Annotated in this window: 16 protein-coding genes; 3 read left to right on the forward strand and 13 right to left on the reverse strand. The window is 71.7% G+C overall.

Features of this window, described 5'->3' with window-relative positions:
* Window positions 1–152: 152 nt before the first annotated feature.
* On the forward strand, window positions 153–860 hold the full coding sequence (locus tag OG247_RS09085) for a bleomycin resistance protein (RefSeq protein WP_327251758.1): 708 nt from the start codon (window positions 153–155) through the stop codon (window positions 858–860).
* A 497-nt stretch (window positions 861–1,357) separates the two neighbouring features.
* Here the strand turns inward: OG247_RS09085 and OG247_RS09090 are convergent, their stop codons facing one another.
* Window positions 1,358–2,380: a helix-turn-helix transcriptional regulator gene (locus OG247_RS09090; RefSeq protein ID WP_327251759.1), complete on the reverse strand. Its 1,023-nt coding sequence runs from the start codon at window positions 2,378–2,380 to the stop codon at window positions 1,358–1,360.
* Window positions 2,381–2,546: 166 nt separating this feature from the next.
* Here OG247_RS09090 and OG247_RS09095 point away from each other — a divergent pair, with 166 nt between their 5' ends.
* Complete coding sequence (locus OG247_RS09095) at window positions 2,547–2,942, forward strand: RidA family protein (protein WP_327257397.1); 396 nt, start codon at window positions 2,547–2,549, stop codon at window positions 2,940–2,942.
* A gap of 35 nt (window positions 2,943–2,977) precedes the next feature.
* Here OG247_RS09095 and OG247_RS09100 read toward each other — a convergent pair whose 3' ends face one another.
* Together OG247_RS09100 and fmt are read right to left on the reverse strand one after the other, a co-directional pair.
* Complete coding sequence (locus tag OG247_RS09100) at window positions 2,978–4,426, reverse strand: RsmB/NOP family class I SAM-dependent RNA methyltransferase (protein WP_327251760.1); 1,449 nt, start codon at window positions 4,424–4,426, stop codon at window positions 2,978–2,980.
* 140 nt (window positions 4,427–4,566) lie between these two features.
* Window positions 4,567–5,514: a methionyl-tRNA formyltransferase gene (fmt, locus tag OG247_RS09105; protein ID WP_327251761.1), complete on the reverse strand. Its 948-nt coding sequence runs from the start codon at window positions 5,512–5,514 to the stop codon at window positions 4,567–4,569.
* A gap of 261 nt (window positions 5,515–5,775) precedes the next feature.
* Between fmt and OG247_RS09110 the strand changes: the two genes are divergently transcribed.
* On the forward strand, window positions 5,776–6,291 hold the full coding sequence (locus OG247_RS09110; RefSeq protein WP_327251762.1) for a hypothetical protein: 516 nt from the start codon (window positions 5,776–5,778) through the stop codon (window positions 6,289–6,291).
* A gap of 345 nt (window positions 6,292–6,636) precedes the next feature.
* Here the strand turns inward: OG247_RS09110 and OG247_RS09115 are convergent, their stop codons facing one another.
* The 10 genes from OG247_RS09115 to OG247_RS09160 form a co-directional block, all read right to left on the reverse strand.
* Window positions 6,637–8,763: a primosomal protein N' gene (locus tag OG247_RS09115; RefSeq protein ID WP_327251763.1), complete on the reverse strand. Its 2,127-nt coding sequence runs from the start codon at window positions 8,761–8,763 to the stop codon at window positions 6,637–6,639.
* Window positions 8,764–8,876: 113 nt separating this feature from the next.
* Window positions 8,877–10,085 (reverse strand): methionine adenosyltransferase, encoded by a 1,209-nt coding sequence (gene metK / locus OG247_RS09120; RefSeq protein ID WP_327251764.1) that lies wholly within the window; start codon window positions 10,083–10,085, stop codon window positions 8,877–8,879.
* Between the two features lie 195 nt (window positions 10,086–10,280).
* On the reverse strand, window positions 10,281–11,510 hold the full coding sequence (gene coaBC / locus OG247_RS09125; RefSeq protein ID WP_327251765.1) for a bifunctional phosphopantothenoylcysteine decarboxylase/phosphopantothenate--cysteine ligase CoaBC: 1,230 nt from the start codon (window positions 11,508–11,510) through the stop codon (window positions 10,281–10,283).
* A 129-nt stretch (window positions 11,511–11,639) separates the two neighbouring features.
* Complete coding sequence (gene rpoZ, locus OG247_RS09130) at window positions 11,640–11,912, reverse strand: DNA-directed RNA polymerase subunit omega (protein ID WP_004948662.1); 273 nt, start codon at window positions 11,910–11,912, stop codon at window positions 11,640–11,642.
* A gap of 79 nt (window positions 11,913–11,991) precedes the next feature.
* On the reverse strand, window positions 11,992–12,555 hold the full coding sequence (gene gmk / locus OG247_RS09135; RefSeq protein ID WP_327251766.1) for a guanylate kinase: 564 nt from the start codon (window positions 12,553–12,555) through the stop codon (window positions 11,992–11,994).
* Between the two features lie 61 nt (window positions 12,556–12,616).
* Window positions 12,617–12,940 carry an integration host factor, actinobacterial type gene (gene mihF / locus OG247_RS09140; protein ID WP_243334344.1) on the reverse strand — a complete coding sequence of 108 codons (324 nt, stop codon included), beginning with the start codon at window positions 12,938–12,940 and terminating at the stop codon, window positions 12,617–12,619.
* 245 nt (window positions 12,941–13,185) lie between these two features.
* Complete coding sequence (locus tag OG247_RS09145; protein WP_327251767.1) at window positions 13,186–14,151, reverse strand: dihydroorotate dehydrogenase; 966 nt, start codon at window positions 14,149–14,151, stop codon at window positions 13,186–13,188.
* Window positions 14,148–15,005 (reverse strand): dihydroorotate dehydrogenase electron transfer subunit, encoded by an 858-nt coding sequence (locus tag OG247_RS09150; protein ID WP_327251768.1) that lies wholly within the window; start codon window positions 15,003–15,005, stop codon window positions 14,148–14,150. Before OG247_RS09150 ends, OG247_RS09145 begins: the two co-directional genes overlap by 4 nt.
* A 357-nt stretch (window positions 15,006–15,362) precedes the next feature.
* Entirely contained in the window at window positions 15,363–16,211 is an 849-nt protein-coding gene (gene pyrF / locus OG247_RS09155; RefSeq protein WP_327251769.1) for an orotidine-5'-phosphate decarboxylase, read from the reverse strand.
* Window positions 16,208–17,317 (reverse strand): quinone-dependent dihydroorotate dehydrogenase, encoded by a 1,110-nt coding sequence (locus OG247_RS09160; protein ID WP_327251770.1) that lies wholly within the window; start codon window positions 17,315–17,317, stop codon window positions 16,208–16,210. The genes pyrF and OG247_RS09160 overlap by 4 nt, the downstream gene beginning before the upstream one ends.
* Window positions 17,318–17,395 lie beyond the last annotated feature (78 nt).

Here is a 17,395-nt window from a genome sequence, read left to right on the forward strand (position 1 = left end):
GTGACGAGAAGGGCTTCAGGGTCGGTGGGCCCGACAGATCGCTACACACTCCCACTCGGCCAAGCGACTACCGACCGTCCGTGGCCGAGGGGCGAAGAGGGAAGGAACTAATCAAGTTTGACTAGTTGAGATGCTGGTTCTACGGTCGGAGGATGAACGAGAAACTAGCCGCGATGCTCCCCTGCAGGTCCATCCCTGAGACAGTCGACTTCTACAAGGCCATAGGTTTCGAGGTCACGTTCTACCAAGAACGTCCGTACGCCTATGCCGTCGTGCAGCACGGTGAAGTCGAGTTGCAGTTCGCGGCATTGAAAGGCTTCGAGCCGGCCGCTTCGTACGGCGCGTGCTACATCACGACGGACGACGTCGATGGCTTGTACGCGAAGTTCCGCAAGGGACTGAAGCAAGAACTCGGCAGGATCCCGACCCGTGGCCTCCCCCGGATCGGTCCGCTGAAGGACACCACCTACGGGATGCGGCAGTTCATCATGGCCGACCCGGGCGGCAACAGCATTCGCATCGGCCAACCGATCAGCGAAGACTTCCACCACTCACCGGTTCCGAAGGAACCGGTGGCCAAAGCCCTCCACATGGCCTCACTCCTCGGGGATTCCAAAGAGGACTACGCAGCCGCCGCCAAGATCCTCGACCGCCTCCTCTCCTCCGACGTGCCTCCCCCGTCCCGCGTCAAAGCCCTGATCCTCCGCGCCGCCATGGCCGTCCACCTGGGCGACACCCCTCTAGCCGCCCGCCTCCTGTCCGAGGCCGACCAGATCCCCCTCCCGGCCACCGACCGCATCTCCCTGGCCGACGATCTCCTCCGCGCCGAGGATCTCCGCGACAACCTCTCCGATAGTTGACAGAAGACCTCCCTAGATCAGCCACGGACGGTCGGTAGTCGCTTGGCCGAGTGGGAGTGTGTAGCAATCTGTCGCGCCCACCGACCCTGAAGCCCTTCTCGTCACTCTCTCGCTCATGGTGGCGGTCGACGGTCACGGGAAGGGTGTTCAGGCGCCCGGTCCTGGATGCTCTGATCGCCCCGCGCGTTCGTACCGGCCGAGGTCACGGTCCTGCCGGGGCCGTGTCCAGATGACCACCGGCCCTTGGGGGCTGCGCATGTCAGACGAGGCCGCTCCTCCCCACACTTCCCTCCCGGCCGTTCCCCGGGGGGATCCCGGAAGTCTTGTGGCTTTTCGGCGTGGGTCGGTCGGTCAAGGGTGGCCGAAGGCCATCGCGAAGCGACGCGACCGAAGGGAGCGCCCTTGAGGGACCGGCCCACGCCGAAAGAACACTGGACTACCGGGACGCCCCCCGAACCACTGTCAAAGCCACCACCCCACCCGCAGCACAAGCACACTCACCCGCAGCCCACCGCCCCCTCCTCGCTCCCCCCCGCCCCCCGAGGCAACCCCCCATAGCGTGCCGCGACCGCCGCAGCCCGGTCGTGCAGCAACGTGCGCAACGACTGCGGGGCCAGGGCTTCCCCGTCCATGCCGAGCTGCCACAGGGCCCACTGGGCATGTCGTGAATCCTGGAAGGTCACCTCCAGGCGCAGCCAGCCGTCCGCGTCTGCGTCGGGCTCTTCCGCACGGACCGCCAGTGCGGTGTTCAGCAGGTCTTCCCGCCGCGCCGGGTTCACCCGGACCAGCACGACGATGTGGTCGCCGCCGGAGAGGAACTGCGCGGAGCGTTCCCGCCAGATCCGGTCCAGGTCGACCCGGTTCGGTCGCTGTGCCGCTTCGGGGAGTTCCTCGGCGGCCAGCACGCGCGACAGCCGGTAGGTGCGGTCCTCGCCGGACTTCGTGGCCAGCAAGTAGCCCCGGTCCCGTACGGTGACCAGCCCGATCGGGTCCACCGTGCGCCACTGTGGCGGCTCGCCCGTGGCCGCGTACTGGATCCGCAGCTTGTGTCCGGCGAGCACCGCGCGCCGGACCTCGACCATCGTGGTTCCGGGCACCTCCTCGGCGACGAGCCGGCGCGAGAGCAGATCGGCCTCCGGGTCCACGAGAAATCGCTGGGCCGCGTCGCTCGCCGTGGCCCGGTGGCTCTCGGGCAGTGCGTCGACCACCTTGCGCATCGCCGAAGCGAGCGCCGAGCCCAGGCCGAACACCTGCTCGCCGCGCCCCGACCCGGCGGCCAGCAGGGCAAGGGTCTCTTCGTGGTTCAGGCCGGTGAGCTCGGTCCGGAATCCGGGAGACAGCGCGAAACCACCGTGTCGGCCGCGTTCCGCGTAGACCGGCACCCCGGCAGCCGACAGCGCCTCGATGTCGCGCAGCACCGTACGGGTGGACACCTCCAGCTCGCGGGCCAGCGTGTCCGCAGTCAGCCGACCGCGCTGACGCAACAGCAGCACCAGCGAGACCAACCGGTCTGCGCGCATGCAAAAACATTATCGGAATACACGACAGAGGGTGTCGTGATTCGCTGCGAGGCTCGTCAACAGAACAACCGGCGGCGCCAACGGGGCCACCGCACCCCCACCCCCACGCACGCACCCACACCACGCACCCACACCACCACCCACCCGATGGAGACCAGACATGGCAATGCAACGAACCGCAGTCAACCCGGTGACCTGGTCGGTCGACATGGGCTTCAACCAGGGCGAGGTCGTCTCCGGCCAGACCCGGACCCTGTACCTCTCGGGGCAGACCGCGATGAACGCGGACGGCAAGCCCGAGCACGACGGGGACATGGCGGCGCAGTTGGCGCTGAGCATCGACAACGTGGAGGCCGTGCTCGCCGAGGCAGGCATGTCCCTGGCGAATCTCGTCCGCCTCAACGTCTACACGACCGACGTCGACGTGCTCTTCCGGCACTACGGCGTGCTGGCGGCGCGGCTGGGCGCCGCCGGGGTGGCGCCGACCACCACCATGCTCGGCGTGACGCGGCTGGCGATCCCCGGCCAGCTGGTCGAGCTGGAGGGAACCGCCGTCGCGTAACGCGACCTCGGCTACCCGGCTACCCGGCTGCCCGGCTACCCGGTCCGGCGGATCAGCGCCAGGTACATCGCGTCCGTCCCGTGCAGGTGCGGCCACAGCTGTACGTCCGGGCCGTCGCCCAGGGCCGGGACCTCCTGCATGTACGGGCGTGCGTCGATCAGTTCCGCCGCGATCGGGGCCGCACCCGCGCCCCGTCCCTTCAGCACGTCCTCCACGACCACCCGGGTCTCCGCCAGGTGCGGGGAGCACGTCGCGTAGCCCACGACGCCGCCCACCCGGACGGCCGACAGGGCTTCGCGCAGCAGCCCGCGCTGGAGCGGCGCGAAGCTCTCCAGGTCCTCCGGCCGGCGGCGCCAGCGCGCCTCCGGCCGGCGGCGCAGTGCGCCCAGGCCGGAGCAGGGCACGTCCATCAGGACGCGGTCGAAGGAACCCGGCAGCCACGGCGGGCGCGTTCCGTCGGCCGTGATGACCTGGTACGGGCCGGGGTTGCCGGCGAGCGCCCGCTCGACCAGCCGGGCACGGTGGGGCTGCTTCTCGGAGGCCAGCAGGAACGCCCCTCGCTGGGCGGCGAGCGCGGCGAGCAGCGCCGCCTTGCCGCCCGGGCCCGCGCAGCCGTCCAGCCAGCGCTCGTCGCGGCCCTCGACCGGGACGGCCGCCAGGGCCATCGCCACCAGCTGGCTGCCTTCGTCCTGGACACCGGCGCGGCCTTCGCGCACCGCCTCCAGGGCGCCCGGTTCGCCACCCTCGGCCATCCTGACCGCGTACGGGGACCAGCGCCCGGGCAGCGCCGAGTCCTCGCCCACCGCTTCCAGCAGCTCCTGTGCGGTGGACCGCCCGGGCCGCGCCACCAGCGTGACCTCGGGCCGCTCGTTGTCGGCCTCCAGCAGGTCCTCGATCCCGGCGCGGCCGCCGCCCAGCGAATCCCACAGGGCGCTGACGACCCACCTCGGGTGCGAGTGGAACACCGCGAGGTGCTCCTCCGCGTCGTCCTCGTACGGCGGGGCGACCTTCTCCAGCCACCCCTCCAGGTCATGCGCGGAGATCTTCCGCAGCACCGCGTTGACGAACTTCGCCCGCCCGTCGCCGAGCACCACCCGGGCCAGCTCCACGCTCGCGGACACCGCCGCGTGCGTGGGAATCCGCGTCCCGAGCAGCTGGTGCGCGCCGAGCGAGAGCACGTCGAGCACCGGCGGGTCGACCTCGCGCAGCGGCCGGTCGATGCAGGCCTTGATGACCGCGTCGTACGTGCCCTGGCGGCGCAGGGTCCCGTACACGAGCTCGGTGGCCAGCGCAGCGTCCCGCGCCTGGAAGGTCTCGTCCTTGCGGGCCTTCTTCAGCAGCGGGGGCAGCACGAGGTTCGCGTACGCGTCACGCTCGTCCACCGCCCGCAGCACCTCGAAGGCCAACATCCGGACGGGGTCCTTCTTGGGCCTGCGGTACGGCTTGGCCGTCTTGGCCGGCTTGCTACGAGGCTGCTCGCTCACGTGAAAGGTGCTCCGGGGGTTACGGGAAGAACTGCAAGAACCGAAGTACAAGGAACCAGGAACCAGGAACTACAAACCAGGAACCACGCACTACGGACTACGCACACGGACTACGGACTACGGACTACTCACTACGAAAATCAGCCTACGTCGGCCCCGCCGCCCAAGCGCTCACCAGGAGCGATCCGCACCCCGCGCGCCCAGTCGGCGGCCTTCATCGGCTTCTTGCCCTGCGGCTGCACCCAGAGCAGTTCCACGGCGTGCGAGCCGGTGCCGACGTAGACGTTGTTCTTGGCCACGCTGAGGTCGCCCGGCTTCAGGTCGGTCCGGTCCGCGACCAGTCCGACCGAGATCAGCTTGAGCCGCTCGCCCCGGAAGACCGTCCAGGCGCCGGGCGCCGGCGTGCAGCCGCGCACCAGCCGGTCGGCGCGCATCGCGGGCGCGTTCCAGTCGACCCGGGCGTCCTCGACCGTGATCTTCGGCGCGAGCGAGATCCCGTCGGCGGGCTGCTCGACCGCTCGCAGGGTGCCGTCCTCGATGCCGTCCATGGTGGCGACCAGCAGCCCGGAACCGGCGAAGGCGAGGCGGGTCAGCAGGTCGCCGCTGGTGTCGGTGGGCCGGATCTCCTCGGTGAGGATGCCGAAGACGGGGCCGGTGTCCAGCCCCTCCTCGATCCGGAAGGTGGAGGCGCCGGTGACCTCGTCCCCCGCCATGATCGACTGCTGTACGGGCGCCGCACCGCGCCACGCGGGCAGCAGCGAGAAGTGCAGGTTGACCCAGCCGTGCTTGGGGATGTCCAGGGCACCCTTGGGAATGAGCGCCCCGTACGCGACCACCGGACAGCAGTCGGGCCCGATCTCCCTCAACCGGGCCTGGAAGTCCGGGTCGCGCGGCCGGGCGGGCTTGAGCACCTCGATGCCGGCTTCCTCGGCGCGTTCGGCGACGGGGCTGGCGACGAGGCGACGGCCTCGGCCGGCCGGCGCGTCGGGCCGGGTGACGACGGCGGCGACCTCGTGGCGCCCGGAGGCGATCAGAGCGTCCAGGGCGGGCACGGCGACCTCGGGGGTGCCTGCGAAGACGAGCTTCACTGGGGTCTACCTCGCTATCTCGGCTGTCAGCAGCACATCAGTCTATGGTCTGTCCGCCCACGGTCCCACCTGCGTCGCGGTGCCCGCCCGAGGGGGCGTACGCACACACGCGCGCTCCTCGCATATGCCGACACGCCCCCACAGCGTGACCTGCCCACCGGGTAGCGCGTTGGTCAAGAGAGATTGACCGAAACGGGCCGCGAAACAGAACGGTGTCTGCGGCCCTATCCGCTCTTCAGCACCGGTTCGAGAGGCTTCTTCATGGCCGACCACGCCACCCACGACGCCCAAGCACGGGCCAGCCTGCACCTCCTGGTGCGGGACATCGAGCGGGTTCGCCGGCAGGTGGATGCTCTGCGTACGCTCACCGCCCAGCTCGGCAACGTCTACCGCCCGCGCCGCTCAGGCCCCTCCACGGGCTTCGTCGTCTATGGCCGGGCACCCGCGCCCACCGTCCGCCTCGCGCAGGAGCTGCGGGACAGCGTCGAGACGCTGGTCACCGCCGCGGTGGACTTCGACCGCTCGCTCGGCTTCTCGTGGGACGCGGTCGGCTCGGCGCTCGGCGTCACCAAGCAGGCCGTCCACCGGCGCTACGGCGCCCGGCGGGCGCAGAGCGCCGAGTCCGCCGAGCGGGAGCCGCTGGCCGAGGGCACGACGCCCCGGACCCTGGGCCCCCTGCCCACCGTCCCGGCGGCGCGCTCGGTGCCGCCGCAGCCGGTGCGCGAGGAGGCGGGCGCGTCCCGCCCCGGCGCCTTCCCCGGCCCCCGCAACGGCTGACCCCCAGCCGCCGGGACGCCGACCCCCGACGGCCTCCAGCCCCCGCCGGAGCGACCCACGAGGCCGCCCCGCCGGGGGCTTCCGTCGTCCCCGGCGGGTCCCGCCCGTCGCCCTGCGGGCGGCTTCCCCCACCCCGCCCCTTCCCGAAACCGGAGCTCCGCCCCGGACCCCGGTCCTCAAACGCCGGACGGGCTGAATGCATCCAGCCCCGCCGGCGGGGTCCGGGGCCCAGCCCCGGGGAACGGGCGAAGGGCGGGTAGGGGACGGCCCCGAAGGGCCCGCCTGTCCGGGCCAGGCCCCGCCTGTCCAGCCCGGACCTGCCCAGGCCAAGCGGGCAGGCCGCGCCTAGCCGATGTCCAGCGGATCGATCCGGATCCGGACCGCCTCCGCCGCCGGAACCCCCCGCGCCATCCGAGCCACCTGCGCCGCCTTCAGCGCGGCCGCCAGCGCGGCCCCGCTCCCCGGCGGGACCCGGACCAGCGCACGCTCCCCCGCGGACGGCTCCCCCCGGAGCCCGGGCAGTGGCACCGGTCCCAGGACCTCCGCGTCCGGCGGCAGCCCGGCCCCCGCCAGGAACGCTGTGACGACCTCGGCGCTGCCGGCGGCGACCGCCGCCATCCGGGAGACCGGCGGGAACCCGAGCTGCGCCCGCTCGGCGAGTTCCCGGACCGCGTGCCCGACGGGATCCCACCGCACCAGTGCCTGGACGGGCCGCAGCGTCGGCTCGGCGACGACCACCACCTGCCCGTCCCCCCGTACCAGCGAGGCCGCCGCGATCCACCGCCGCAGCGCGTCCTCGCTCGCCCGCAGGTCGGGCCGGCTCAGCATGGCCCAGCCGTCCAGCAGCAGCGCCGCCGCGTACCCGGCGCCCGCCGCGACCGGCTCGGCGCCGGGCGTGGACACCACCAGCGCGGGCCGGTCCGGCACCTCGTCCAGGATGTGGTCGCGTCCGGAGGTCCGTACGGGGACGGCCGGGAAGGCCCGCCCCAGCTCCTCGGCGGTCCGCCGCGCGCCCACCACCTGGGCCCGGAGCCGGAACGATCCGCACTCCTCGCAGTGCCAGGCCGGCTCGGCCCGCCCGCACCACCCGCAGTGCAGGTCCCGCGTGTCGGGCGCCTCGAGCGGTCCCGCGCAGACCGTGCACCGAGCCGGCGTCCGGCACCGTTCGCACGCCAGCCGGGGCACGTAGCCGCGCCGGGGCACCTGTACGAGCACGGGCCCCGCCTTCAGGCCCTCCCGTACGGTCTCCCACGCGAGGCTCGGCAGCCGGGCGGCCCGGGCGGCTCCGTCACGGGCCAGGAGCTCGTCGCCGACGGTCCGGATCCGGGGCGCGTACGTGCGTACCGTCTCGCGGTCGGCGACCAGCGGGCGGGCCCAGCCGGACTCGACGAGCTGCGCGGCCTCCACGGTGCAGCTGGTGCTGCCCACCAGGAAGGCGCAGCCGTCGGTGACCGCACGCAGTTCCAGCACCTCCCGTACGTGCGGGAAGGGGGCGTGGACGTCGCTGTGGCTGGAGTCTCCGTCGTCCCAGACGGCGACGAGCCCGAGGTCCCGTACGGGAGCGAACATCGCGGCCCTGGTGCCGACCACGGCCCGCACCGAGCCCCGGCTGACGGCCAGCCACTGGCGGTAGCGCTTCTCCGGCCCGGACTCGGCGGTCAGCAGCGCGTGCCGCCCCTCGCCGAGCAGGGCGGTGAGCGCCGCGTCGACCCGGGCGGCGGTGCGCCCGTCGGGGACCACCGCGAGGGCGCCGCGTCCGGAGGCGAGGGTGGCGGCCATGGCGCGGGCCAGCTCGTCGGCCCAGCCGGGGCCGGGCAGGGCCGTCCACACGGCACGCGGGGTTCCGCCGCCCGCGAGTGCCCGCAGGAAGCCGGGGCCGGCTCCGTACCGCTCCCAGCCGGCGGGCTCGGGCGCGGCGGGCGGGGGCAGCGGTTCGGGCGAGGGCTTGGCCTCGGCGCGGGCGCTGCGCGCGGGCAGCGCGAGCTGGAGCACGTCGGCGAGGCTGCCGGCGTACCGGTCGGCGACGGCGCGGGCGAGGGCGAGCATGCGCGGGCCGAGGACGACCTCGGGCGAGACCACCTGGGCGAGGGCGGCGAGGGCTCCGTTGTAGTCGGACTCGGCGCGGCGCTCGATGACGAAGCCGTCGATGAGCCCGCCGCCCTCGCGGCGGCCGCCGTGGACCCGGTGGGAGCCCGCGCCGAAGCGGACCCGGACGCGGACGCCGGGCTGGGCGGACTCGGCGAGCTCGGCGGGGACGGCGTAGTCGAAGAGGCGGTCGAGGTGGAGCACGCCCTTGTTCACGAGGACCCGGGCCACGGGCAGTTCCTCGGCCACGGAGGCCCCGCGCCAGGTCCGCGGCTTGGCCTTGGGCGCCTTGGCCTTCGCCTCGGCGACCATCTCCCGCATCAGCGCGAGCTGCTCCGGCGGACCGCCCGGCCCGCTCTGCTCCCCCGCGTCATTGGTGCTGCTCACACCCGCATTCTTACCAAACCCCACCGACAACGGCGGACGGGGCGCCGCACGCGGACGGCCCCGGACCGCAAGGGTCCGGGGCCGTCCGTCGATCAGGCGGGTACTACGCGGTGCTACAGGCCGACAGCGGTGCGCAGGGCGTCCACGCGGTCGGTGCGCTCCCAGGTGAAGTCCGGCAGCTCGCGGCCGAAGTGGCCGTAGGCGGCGGTCTGGGCGTAGATCGGGCGCAGCAGGTCGAGGTCGCGGATGATCGCGGCCGGGCGCAGGTCGAAGACCTGGCCGATGGCGTTCTCGATCTTCTCGACGTCGACCTTGTGCGTGCCGAAGGTCTCCACGAACAGGCCGACGGGCTCGGCCTTGCCGATCGCGTACGCGACCTGGACCTCGCAGCGCGAGGCCAGACCGGCGGCGACGACGTTCTTGGCGACCCAGCGCATGGCGTAGGCGGCGCTGCGGTCGACCTTGGACGGGTCCTTGCCCGAGAAGGCGCCGCCACCGTGACGGGCCATGCCGCCGTAGGTGTCGATGATGATCTTGCGGCCGGTCAGGCCGGCGTCGCCCATCGGGCCGCCGATCTCGAAGCGGCCGGTCGGGTTGACCAGCAGGCGGTAGCCCTCGGTGTCGAGCTTGATGCCGTCCTCGACGAGCTGGTTCAGCACGTGCTCGACCACGAACTCGCGGATGTCCGGGGCGAGCAGCGAGTCCAGGTCGATGTCCGCCGCGTGCTGCGAGGACACGACGACCGTGTCGAGGCGGACGGCCTTGTCGCCGTCGTACTCGATGGTGACCTGGGTCTTGCCGTCGGGACGCAGGTACGGGATGGTCCCGTTCTTGCGGACCTCGGACAGCCGCTTGGACAGGCGGTGCGCGATGTGGATCGGGAGCGGCATGAGCTCGGGGGTCTCGTCGCAGGCGTACCCGAACATCAGGCCCTGGTCGCCGGCACCCTGCTTGTCGAGCTCGTCCTCGTCGCCTTCGACCCGCTTCTCGTACGCGGTGTCGACGCCCTGCGCGATGTCCGGGGACTGCGCGCCGATGGACACCGACACGCCGCAGGAGGCGCCGTCGAAGCCCTTCTTCGAGGAGTCGTAGCCGATCTCGAGGATCTTGTCGCGGACGAGCTGCGCGATCGGCGCGTAGGCCTTCGTCGTCACCTCTCCCGCGATGTGGACGAGACCGGTGGTGATGAGGGTCTCCACGGCGACGCGCGAGGTCGGGTCCTCGGTGAGGAGCGCGTCGAGAATGGTGTCGCTGATCTGGTCAGCGATCTTGTCGGGGTGACCCTCGGTCACAGACTCCGAGGTGAACAGGCGACGGGACACAACGCTCCCTGGGGTTGCAGCGGCTGCTGGCTGAAATATTGGTGGAACCACATCGGAGGCTGCGCCCGATCACGTTCCGGCTGCAGTTTATCGGTCGCCACCGTTCGCCGGACCACCCGTCTCGCCCTATGGGAGCCGTGTGACCTGCGACACTCCATTCTTACTCAAGGATCAGTCTGCGGAAAGAGCCTCCGCTCAGGCGCGTCGCGCTCCGATGCGCGGTGCCACCTGATCCCAAATCACGTCTGCGAGCGTTTCCTTCGGACCGTAGGGGACGGCGAGCTCGCTTCCGTCGGAGGACAGGATGACCGCTTCGTTCTCCTCGGAACCAAAGGTCTTCGCTTCACCCACCTCGTTGACGACGAGAAGGTCACACCCCTTGCGGAGGAGCTTGCTCCGCCCGTTGGCGAGTACGTCGTCGGTCTCGGCCGCGAAACCCACCACGACCTGACCCTCCCGGGCCCGGTCGGCGGAAATCTCCGCGAGAATGTCCGGATTGCGTACGAGGGCGACCGGTGCGGGGTCCTGCCCGTCCTTCTTCTTGATCTTCCCGCCCGCGTACTCGGCGGGCCGGAAGTCGGCCACGGCCGCGGCCATCACCACCGCGTCGGCGTCCGCGGCGGCCTTGAGCACGGCCTCGCGCAGCTGCAGGGCCGTTCCCACCCGTACGAGGTCCACCCCGGCCGGGTCGGCGAGCGCGGTGTTGGCGGAGACCAGGGTGACCCGGGCCCCGCGGGCCACGGCCGTACGGGCGAGGGCGTACCCCTGCTTGCCGGAGGAGCGGTTGCCGAGGAAGCGGACCGGGTCCAGCGGTTCGCGCGTGCCGCCCGCGCTGATCACCACGTGCCGGCCGGCGAGGTCGGGCTCGGCCACCCCGCGGGCGAGGCTGTGCCTTCTCAATACGCTCGCGCAGACTTCGAAGATCTCCTCGGGGTCGGGCAGCCGCCCCTTGCCGGTGTCCTTGCCGGTGAGCCGGCCGACGGCCGGCTCGATGACCACGGCGCCGCGGCGGCGCAGCGTGGCCACGTTCTCCCGGGTGGCCGGGTGCTCCCACATCTCGGTGTGCATCGCGGGTGCGAACACCACGGGGCAGCGCGCGGTGAGCAGGGTGTTGGTGAGCAGGTCGTCGGCCAGCCCGTGGGCGGCCTTGGCGAGCATGTCGGCGGTGGCCGGGGCGACGACGACGAGGTCGGCGCTCTGCCCGATGCGCACGTGCGGCACCTCGTGGACGCTCTCCCAGACCTCGGTGGAGGCCGGGTTCCCGGAGAGGGCGGCCCAGGTGGCCTCCCCGACGAAGTTCAGTGACGCCGCCGTCGGCACCACGCGTACGTCGTGCCCGGACTCGGTCAGCCGGCGCAGCAGCTCGCACGCCTTGTAAGCGGCGATCCCGCCACTGACTCCGAGCACGACCTTCGGCTTACCCACCACACACGCCCCTTCGGCTGACGACCGCCGTCACACCTGTACGGCACCACGACACCTGTGAACACCTATGACACACCACAGGCCCGGCAGATGTTCTGCCGGGCCTGTGGTGAAAGGAAAACTCGTGCCTTACTGAGCCGGGGCCTCGATGGCCTCGGAGGTCAGCAGACCCGCGTTGATCTCGCGCAGCGCGATCGAAAGCGGCTTCTCGTGGACGTGGGTGTCCACCAGCGGGCCGACGTACTCGAGCAGGCCCTCACCGAGCTGCGAGTAGTACGCGTTGATCTGACGCGCGCGCTTGGCCGCGTAGATCACGAGGCTGTACTTCGAGTCCGTGGCCTCGAGCAGCTCGTCGATCGGCGGGTTGATGATGCCCTCGGGCGCAGTAATGGAAGAGGACACGCTCTACCTTCCGAAGATGGGGTAAGACCTAGATGTGTCGGATTCGGACCGTCCGGACCGATTGAACACCGGTCAACGATCAGACGACATTCATCAACGTTAGCAGCTCGCGCGCCACGTCCTCGACCGAGGTGTTGACCAGGGTGGTGTCGAACTCGGATTCGGCAGCCAGTTCGATCTTGGCGGCACCGAGCCTGCGCTCGACGACCTCCGCGGATTCGGTGCCCCGGCCGGTGAGCCGGCGGACCAGTTCGTCCCAGCTCGGAGGAGCCAGGAAGACGAGCTGCGCCTCGGACATGGACTCGCGCACGAGCCGTGCGCCCTGGAGATCGATCTCCAGCAGGACCGGCTCGCCGTTTTCCAGGCGTTCCAGCACTGCGCCGCGCGGTGTGCCGTAGCGGTTGCCCGCGAACTCGGCCCACTCCAGCAGCTCGCCATTGGCGATCAGCTTGTCGAACTCGTCGTCGTTGACGAAGAAGTAGTGGACTCCGTGTCGCTCACCGGGCCGCGGCTTGCGGGTGGTGGCCGACACCGAGAGCCAGACCTCGGGGTGAACCTTGCGCATATGCGCGACGACCGTGCTCTTGCCGACCCCCGAAGGGCCGGAGAGCACGGTCAGCCGCGGACGAACCTCTGCTGCCATAGAGCGATTATCCAGCTTCTCGGGACTGCCTGAGAACGCCGGGAGAACTTCGGACGACGCCTTAGGCGGCGTTGCCGCCGAACTCGCGCTCCAGAGAGGCGATCTGGTTGGAACCGAGACCTCGGACACGCCGGGACTCGGAGATGCCGAGGCGCTCCATGAGCTGCTTGGCGCGCACCTTGCCGACGCCAGGCAGGGACTCCAGGAGAGCGGAAACCTTCATCTTGCCGATGACGTCGTTCTCCTGCCCCAGCTTGATGACGTCATGCAGGGAGGCGCCGGAGTGCTTGAGTCGATTCTTCACCTCGGCCCGCTCCCGGCGAGCCGCGGCGGCCTTTTCGAGCGCTGCTGCGCGCTGTTCAGGGGTAAGGGGCGGAAGAGCCACGCCTACGTCACCTCGGATGTCGAACTGTCGGATACGGACCAGTGGAATGCCGGAAGGCATCACACCAGGCGAGCGCCCGAACAGCGGTGGTGCTCGATCGCTGCTCGTTCACTCTGCTCGGAGACTAGCGGCCATGACCGCTCCAGTCAGCGAGAACGGACGAAAAGTCCTGGTCAGCCTCCACTGAACCGTACATCACGGACAAAACACCCCGGATTTGTCCGGTGAAGGACGTTCGAATTTCGTCAGAGAGTGCGATGAGCCAGTCCGACGGCGTCCTCGAACGCCCCGATCCCGCGTCCGGCGAGTGCCGCGCGGAGGTCGTCGCGGATCCGCAGGGGCGCGGACGGATCGTTGAACAGGGCGGTCCCCACCGCCACGCCCGAAGCGCCCGCGAGGACGAACTCGAGCGCGTCCCGGCCGGAGGCGATCCCGCCCATCCCGAGGATCGGGACCCGCCGGACGGCGCCGGCCAGCATCGCGCCGTACACCTGGAAGACGCAGCGGACGGCGACGGGCCGGATCGCCGGGCCGGAGAGGCCTCCGGTGACCCCGGCGAGGGCCGGGCGCATGGTGTCGGTGTCGATGGTCATCCCGAGGACCGTGTTGATCATCGAGAGCCCGTCGGCGCCCCCTTCCGTGCAGGCGGCCGCGATGTCGGTGATCCGCGTCACGTCGGGGGTCAGCTTGGCGTAGACGGGCAGTGCGGGGTCGGCCGCCGCCTTGACCGCCTTGACCACCTCGAAGGAGGCATCGGCGTCGCAGGCGAAGACGAGGCCGCGGTCCGCGACGTTGGGACAGGAGATGTTGGCCTCGATGCCGACCACTGCGGGCTGACGGGTCAGCCGGGCGGCCGCCTCGGCGAACTCCTCCGTACGCTCCCCCGCGATCGATACGAGGACCCGCGCCCCGCGCTCTGCCAGCCAGGGCAGCTCGTGCTCGACGAAGCGGTCGATGCCGGAGCCCTGGAGCCCGATGGAGTTCAGCATCCCGCTGGGGGTCTCGGCCATCCGGGGAGTGGCGCGGCCGGAGCGGACGTACGGCATCACGGTCTTGGTGGTGATGGTCCCGAGCTCGTCCAGGGGGGTGAACCGGTGCAGCTCTCGGCCGTAGCCGGCGCAGCCGGAGGCGGTGGAGACGGGGTTGGGGAGGGTGACACGGGCACCGAGGGGCGCGGACATGTCCACGTCTTCGGGGTTCAGGGGATTCACCGGTGGCTCGCCTTCGGGGTCATGGCGGCCGCGCCTTCGAGGTCCTCGGGCAGCGTTCCGGCGTCGTCCCAGCGGACGGTGGTGCCGTCGAAAACGGGTCCGGATGTGCAGGAGCGAAGGAAACGGGTGACGCCGTCGGGGCCGGTGACGGGCAGGACGCAGCTCATGCAGATCCCGATCCCGCAGGCCATGGCCTCTTCGACGGCGGTGTGACTGGATGCTCCGGCGGCCGTGGCGACCTCCGTGACGGCCTTGAGCATGCCCATCGGGCCGCAGGAGTGGACCTCGGTGGCGCCGGTCACCGTGATGGCCTCGGGGAGCACGTCCGTGACCCGGCCCCGGCGTCCGGCCGAACCGTCGTCGGTGACCACGTACACCTGCTCGGCGAGGGCCTCGGCCCGCTCCACGCCGAACAGCCGGTCCTCGGTGGCCGCGCCGAGCACGAAGGCGACCCGGCCGCCGCGCCCGAGGATCTCCTCGGCGAGGGCGAACATCGGGGCGCTGCCGTAGCCGCCGGCGACGAGGACCGCGCCGACCGGGCCGTCGGGGAGCGGGAAGGGGGTACCGAGGGGGGCGATGAGGTCCACGGTGTCGCCGGGGTGGTGCGCGGCCAGCGCCCTGGTCCCGCGGCCGGCCTCGGCGAAGACGAACTCGACGGTGCGGGTGGCGGGGTCGGCGCGGTGGATGGAGAGCGCGCGGCGGAGCAGCGTGCTCGTGTCCCGGCCGCCGATGGCGAGGGCTCCGAAGTGGCCGGGGCGCACGCCGGTCACGCCGGGGGCGTCGAGGACGAGGTGGTGGTAGGCCCCGACGGGCGTGATCCGCCGGATGGTGGCGACGGTCTGTACTGGGGGCACGCGGGGCGCTCCGTCCGGGGTAGGGGGCCTGACCCCCCACCCCATGATCGCCCGGGCCCGCCCCGCACCGCACCGGTCCGAAGCCCCCACCCTCCGGGCCCTACGCCCTGGCCGCACACCGGTTGCCGCTGCGCGGGGCGAGGACCCTTCCTGGGGCTCCGCCCCAGACCCCGCGCCTCAAACGCCGGCGGGGCTGGAATTGCCCTGCGGGCAATCCGGCCGCGCGCACGCGCAGGCTGACGTCAGCCAAAATCCAGCCCCTCCGGCGTTTGAGGAGCGGGGTCCGGGGCGGAGCCCCGGGGAACGGGCGAAGGGTGGGTCGGGGACTTCGCCCCGCGCAGCGGCGCCGCCGACGGGCTAGGCCGCCACGGCCGCGCGGATCTCCTCCGCGAAGGTATGGGCGGCAGCCCGCAGCGCGGCCGCGTCCGGGCCGTGCTTCAGGACGCCCCGCGACACGTTCGGGACGACGTTGCGGACGGCCGCGCCGAACACCGCCGGGAGGTCCGCCGCGGTAGCGCCCTGCGCCCCGATGCCGGGGGCGAGCAGCGGCCCGTTGATGTCCAGGTCGAAGGAGGACAGGTCCCCCAGCGTCGCCCCGACCACGGCTCCGAAGGAGCCCATCGGGGCGGCCCCCGCGTTCTCCGCCGCGAGGTGCGCCAGCATCGTCGCGCCGATCGAGCGGCCGTCCTCACGTACCGCCCGCTGGACCTCCGCGCCCTCCGGGTTGGAGGTCAGCGCCAGGACGAACAGACCGGCCCCCGACTCCCGCGCCAGGTCGACGGCCGGCTTCAGCGAACCGTAGCCGAGGTAGGGGGAGACCGTCAGCGCGTCGGAGAACAGCGGCGAGGAGGGCGAAAGGAAGGTCTCCGCGTACGCGGCCATCGTCGAGCCGATGTCACCCCGCTTCGCGTCCATGAGGACCAGCGTGCCCGCCGCACGGGCGTCGGCCACGGTCTGCTCCAGTACGGCGATGCCGCGCGATCCGAACCGCTCGAAGAACGCCGCCTGCGGCTTGAAGACCGCGACCGAGTCGGCCAGCGCCTCGACGACCGTGCGGGAGAACTTCTCCAGGCCCGCGACGTCGTCGTTCAGGCCCCAGGAGGCCAGCAGCGCCGCGTGCGGGTCGATGCCCACGCAGAGCGGCCCACGGGCGTCCATCGCCGCGCGCAGGCGCGTACCGAAGGGGATGACGGGGGCAGAGGTCACAGGGCGGCCTTTCGGGTTTCCGCGCCCACCGCTTCGGCGAGCGTCGCGTACGGGCTGGCGGCCAGGCGCGCGGCCAGGCCCTTGTGGATGGCACGGGCGTAGCAGGGGCCCTCGTAGATGAAGGCGCTGTAGCCCTGGACCAGGCTCGCGCCGGCCAGGATCCGCTGCCAGGCGTCCTCGGCGTTCTCGATGCCGCCGACGCCGACCAGGACCAGCCGGTCGCCGACGCGGGCGTACAGCCGGCGCAGAACCTCCAGGGAGCGCTCCTTGACGGGCGCGCCGGACAGGCCGCCGGTCTCCTTGATCAGCGAGGGGTCGGACTTCAGGCCCAGGCCCTCGCGGGCGATCGTCGTGTTCGTCGCGATGATGCCGTCCAGACCCAGCTCCAGGGCCAGGTCGGCGACCGCGTCCACGTCCTCGTCCGCGAGGTCCGGCGCGATCTTGACGAGCAGCGGGACCCGCCGGTCGGTCACGACGCGGTCCGCCGCCTCGCGCACGGCGCTCAGCAGGGGCCGCAGCGACTCCGTGGCCTGGAGGTTGCGCAGGCCCGGGGTGTTCGGGGAGGAGACGTTGACGACGAGGTAGTCCGCGTGCCGGGCGAGGCGCTCGGTGGAGGCGACGTAGTCGGCGACGGCCTCTTCCTCGGGGACGACCTTGGTCTTGCCGATGTTGACGCCGACGACCGTCTTGAAGACCGGATTGCGGGCGGCCAGGCGGTCCGCGACGGCCGCCGAGCCCTCGTTGTTGAAGCCCATGCGGTTGATCAGCGCGCGGTCCGGGACCAGCCGGAACAGCCGCTTCTTCGGGTTGCCGGGCTGGGGTTCGGCGGTGACGGTGCCGATCTCGATGTGGTCGAAGCCGAGCATCGACATGCCGTCGATGGCGACGGCGTTCTTGTCGAAGCCGGCCGCGAGACCGAAGGGGCCGTGCATCCGCAGTCCGAGGGCCTCGGTGCGCAGTTCCGCGTAGCGGGGTGCGAGGGCCGCGGCGACGAAGGTGCGCAGCACGGGCGTGCGGGCCGCGAGGCGGATCCAGCGGAAGGCCGTGTAGTGGGCCTGCTCCGGGTCCATCCGCTTGAAGACGAGGTTGAAGAACAGTTTGTACATCGTCCGAAATATCCCTTTGGTCCTCATGAAAGGGGGGACACCGGTCGCTGTCGCCGGTGCCCCCCTTTCGTACGGGCT

It is taken from the genome of Streptomyces sp. NBC_01244, from assembly GCF_035987325.1.
Lineage (GTDB): Bacteria > Actinomycetota > Actinomycetes > Streptomycetales > Streptomycetaceae > Streptomyces.

What these genes read in the sequence shown, in the direction of transcription:
- OG247_RS09085 (WP_327251758.1), top strand. Translation starts at nt 153, where the DNA reads ATGAACGAGAAACTAGCCGCGATGCTCCCCTGCAGGTCCATCCCTGAG.
- OG247_RS09090 (WP_327251759.1), bottom strand. Translation starts at nt 2,380, where the DNA reads ATGCGCGCAGACCGGTTGGTCTCGCTGGTGCTGCTGTTGCGTCAGCGC.
- OG247_RS09095 (WP_327257397.1), top strand. Translation starts at nt 2,547, where the DNA reads ATGCAACGAACCGCAGTCAACCCGGTGACCTGGTCGGTCGACATGGGC.
- OG247_RS09110 (WP_327251762.1), top strand. Translation starts at nt 5,776, where the DNA reads ATGGCCGACCACGCCACCCACGACGCCCAAGCACGGGCCAGCCTGCAC.
- gmk (WP_327251766.1), bottom strand. Translation starts at nt 12,555, where the DNA reads ATGGCAGCAGAGGTTCGTCCGCGGCTGACCGTGCTCTCCGGCCCTTCG.
- OG247_RS09160 (WP_327251770.1), bottom strand. Translation starts at nt 17,317, where the DNA reads ATGTACAAACTGTTCTTCAACCTCGTCTTCAAGCGGATGGACCCGGAG.